At 53.4% G+C, this 4340-nt stretch carries 3 protein-coding genes; all 3 read left to right on the plus strand.

Features of this window, described 5'->3' with window-relative positions; translation table 11 throughout:
- Positions 1 to 345, plus strand: a 345-nt coding sequence (locus tag ACETWG_06945) for a SagB/ThcOx family dehydrogenase (protein ID MFB0516323.1), incomplete at its 5' end; no start/stop codon positions are given.
- 138 nt (positions 346 to 483) lie between these two features.
- A complete protein-coding gene (locus tag ACETWG_06950) occupies positions 484 to 3138 on the plus strand; it encodes a DUF5916 domain-containing protein (GenBank protein ID MFB0516324.1) in 2655 nt (884 codons plus the stop codon).
- 47 nt (positions 3139 to 3185) lie between these two features.
- Complete coding sequence (locus ACETWG_06955) at positions 3186 to 4007, plus strand: hypothetical protein (GenBank protein MFB0516325.1); 822 nt, start codon at positions 3186 to 3188, stop codon at positions 4005 to 4007.
- Positions 4008 to 4340 lie beyond the last annotated feature (333 nt).

Below are 4340 nucleotides of genomic sequence, written 5' to 3' on the forward strand. Positions count from 1 at the left end.
CGTTACCGCCCCCGAGATCATGCTTTGGTACCCTTGCTTGAGGACGCTTTGCGCACCACCCTTTCCGAGGCCGCCCTCGGTCAGTCCTGTGTGAAGCATGGGGCCGCCCTGCTGATCATCACCGCCATTTACGAACGCATAACCGGCAAATACGGCCAGCGCGGCCACCGTTATGCCCATATGGAGGTTGGCTACGCCTCCGAGAATATTCACCTGCAGGCCGTCGCCCTGGGGCTGGCTACCGTGGCGGTGGGGGCCTTCCACGACGAGCGGGTTCAGGAGCTATTGAACCTGCCCGCCAATGAGCGCACCCTGCTCATTATGCCGGTAGGCAGGCCCTATTAGCCTCGCATTCAACTGGTATCGACCTTAAACGTCACTGTCGATATAAAATAAATCCGTAAAGTTCAATCTTCCTGACAACCTCCCGGGCTTTATTCCGTCTAATGATAGATTAAGGCACACTTTGTTCGAGGGATAGCTATGCGCCGTTTACTATTTCTGATCGCATTCATTTCGGTTGTATTTGCCGATGATAAGGCTTTTAATGCCGCCGATTATAAAGCACGGGACATCTCCGCCATCAGACTTAATGAACCCCTGCGCATTGACGGCCGGCTCACCGAGCCAATTTATCAGACCCCTTCCAACCAGACCTTCATCCAGCTGGATCCGGATAATGGCGAGCCGGCCACTGAAGAGACCGAGGTATGGGTCGCTTACGACGATGGCGCCTTGTATATCGGGGCCCGAATGTGGGATGATCAACCGGACTCCATTGTGGCACTTATGGGCCGCAGGGATGCCAACTTCAATACCGATTTTTTCCTGGCCCTCATCGATGCCTATCACGATAAGCGCTCCGGCTTCTTTTTTGGCATCAATCCATCCGGTGCCATTCAGGATGGTACCTTTTACAATGACAGCTGGAGTGATGATTCCTGGGATGGGGTCTGGGACGGGAAAACGGCCATTGACGAAAACGGCTGGACGGCGGAAATGCGGATCCCATTTTCACAGCTGCGCTTCAACCAACAAAAGGAGTATGTCTGGGGAATTCTACTCGCAAGGATAATCCAAAGAAGAAATGAGACCGATCTATTTACCTACATTGAGCGGGGCGAAAGCGGCGTGGTTTCCCACGCGGCCACGTTGAGAGGAATCGAGGATATTCAACCCCCTGAACGCCGGGAGTTCACCCCTTATGTCACCTCCGGCTACAGCTCCCTCCCTTCCGAAAAGGATAATCCCTTCTTGAAAGGCCGCGATACCAACCTGAAGCTGGGGACGGACTTGAAGATGGGTATCGGCAGCAACATCACCGTCGATGCCACCATCAACCCGGATTTCGGCCAGGTGGAAGTGGACCCCTCAGTGATCAATCTTTCCGCTTATGAGACATATTACCAGGAAAAGCGGCCATTTTTTGTGGAAGGAGCGAGCATATTCTCCTTCGGGACCCACGGCCCCACCAGCCGCTGGGGTTTTAATTCCTACGAGCCCGACTTTTTTTACAGCCGGCGCATCGGACGACCGCCCCAGTGTGAGGTCGATACCGAGGGCTGGGTCGACATGCCCACCGCTAGCTCCATCCTGGGGGCCGCGAAGATCAGCGGCAAGCTCAACGGCGATTGGTCCCTCGGCGGATTGTCAGCCCTGACGAACCGTGAGTTCGCCCAGATCAATGAGGAGGGTAATGTTCGCTCTCAGGAAGTCGAGCCCCTGACATCCTACAACCTGGTCCGCACCCAGAAGGAGTTCAACGACGGTCGGCAAGGCCTGGGAGTGCTGGGGACCTACGTCTACCGGCACTTCGACGATCCAGCCTTGCGGGATGTGCTTGCGGATAATGCTCTGGTCTTTGGAATCGACGGCTGGACTTTCATTGGCCCAGAAAAAGAGTGGGCCATCGGCGGCTGGGGCGGTTTCTCCAGGGTCGCGGGAGCCGAAAACCGGATGATCGACCTGCAGCATAGTTCCATTCACTACTTCCAGCGGCCGGACGCGGAACATGTAGCCGTAGACTCGGCCATGACCGCGATGATGGGCTATGCCAGCCGCTTCACACTTAACCGGGAAACGGGGCATCTCATCCTCAACGCCGCCCTGGGGCTCGTCTCACCCGGATTCGAAAGCAACGATATGGGGCTGCACTTTGGAACCGACCGCATCAATAAACACCTTGGCATCGGATATAATTGGTACGATCCGGGTAAGGTCTTCCGTCGAGCCCAGCTGATCACTGCCTACATGAGCAATCACAACTTCGGGGGAGCCAAAATAAATGAAATGGTGTTCCTGTTTGGCTATGCGCAGCTGCTGAACTATTGGGGTTTCGAGGCTATTACAGGCTGGGGTCCCCGCACGCTCAGTGACACCCACTTGAGAGGGGGACCAATGGTAGTGTCGATGGCAGGCTGGTTCGTGGACTTCAATATCAACACTGATAATCGAAAAAATATTGTCGCTAACATTTATAGCGAAATAAATCACAGAGAGATGGGTAGTTGGTCTTATAACGTCAGCGGCAATCTTGAAATAAAAATGGGGACCCGACTTAATCTAAGAATCGGTCCGCATTATTCCACCAACAGAACCATCGACCAATTCATTGATATAATTGAAGATGATAACGCCACGGCCATGTACGGCAATCGTTACGTAATGGCGCAAATTGATCAGAAAACCATCTCCGCCGATTTGCGTATCGATTATACTTTCACCCCCCGGCTGTCTCTCCAGGCCTACTTCCAGCCATTTATAGCCGTGGGCTCCTATTCCCACTTCAAGGAATTCAAGCGCCCGAAGTCTTATGACTTCCTGGAATACGGCCAGGAAGGATCCACTATTGACCGGGATGACGAAAGCGGCGAATACATTATCGATCCTACCGGTGGCGACGATAGCAATGTCTTCTATATTGAGTATCCCGACTTCAATTTCAAAGCCCTGGTAGGGACCGCCGTGCTGCGCTGGGAATTCACACCCGGGTCCACACTCTATCTCGTCTGGACCCGCAACGGCTATGACGAACGGAATCCGGGTGATTTCCAATTTGGCCGGGACTTATCCGATCTGTTTGGGGCCACGGCCGACAACATCTTTGCCATCAAAGTTGCCTATTGGATCGGTCGGTAGCTTCAGTTTCTAATCAACAGGATTCTTTTTATATTACGGACGATCAGATGATCTCCCAGCCTCGATTATGCACCTTCATGTATCCCCTGGTGATGCTTCTATTAGGGCTTGTTGCCACCTCGCCCATTCCCCTTGGCGCCCAGTCCTCCGGGTCGACTCAGGTGTCGGAGATTCTGGGAAATCTCCGGGAGCGGTTCAGTCGCATTGAGGACTACCAGGTCGATCTGAAGGTCAGCCTCGATCTGCCAATGCTACGCATGCCCCGCAAGGAAATGACCTTCACCTTCAAGCAGCCGGACAAAATCCGCTTGAAGGCGAGAGGGTTCGCCATGGTTCCCCGGCGGGGCATGTTCCTTTCGCCTGATTCTCTCCTGCAGGGCCTGGAAGACCTATACGTGGCCGGTGATACTATCCTGAATGGGCACCCCTGCCTCATCCTCCAGGGAGCCCAGGAAGGACCTGATGACCTCACACTTGCGGCACAAGTGTTCATCGACCGGGAGCTGTGGCTCGTACGGGGCGTTACAACCTTCATGGAAAATAACCAGGTATTCCATCTCCAGACGGAGTACGTGGAAGTGGCACCCGGTATTCACCTGCCCAGGGAGACCCACCTACGGTTTCAGCTGAGCGAAAATTTCCTCCGAGCGAGACACTTCGATCCCGATGAACCCCAGCTACCGCTACCAGAAAGTGAAGAGATGGCCGATGTAGCTGAGGCCAAACGCGATTATCTTTTCGGCGTTAATAACGCGCGACCGGAAGGTAAGGTGATAGTCGGTGAGGCATCCATCGTATTCTCCAACTACCGGGTCAATCACAGTATTCCCGACAGTTATTTTGAAGCGGACGATCCCCCTCCGGACTAGTTATTACCAGGTACGAGCCGGCTGACGCTACTCTACAGCCGAATCCCATACTTATAATCTATATCCAAGACCAATCGCTGCCAGCCAGCCGCGATTGGATTCCCTGCAGTTAACTTTTTTGATAGCCTTCCCTTCGAGTTAAACTAAGATGCTGCTAAAAGCAGATGCGCCATAAGTAGGTGCTATCAGCAGATTATCGAGCTATGACCTGGATTCAGTGTCAGCCAGTCCTGCCGGAAGCTAAAGTTGTCCATGATACCAGCTCTGCAGGAGAGCCTTTCTAAAATCTTAAAATGTGTCTCACAACTACAACCCCTCCCAAATGTAGGAGTA

The sequence above is a fragment of the Candidatus Neomarinimicrobiota bacterium genome (assembly GCA_041862535.1).
GTDB lineage: Bacteria > Fidelibacterota > Marinisomatia > SCGC-AAA003-L08 > TS1B11.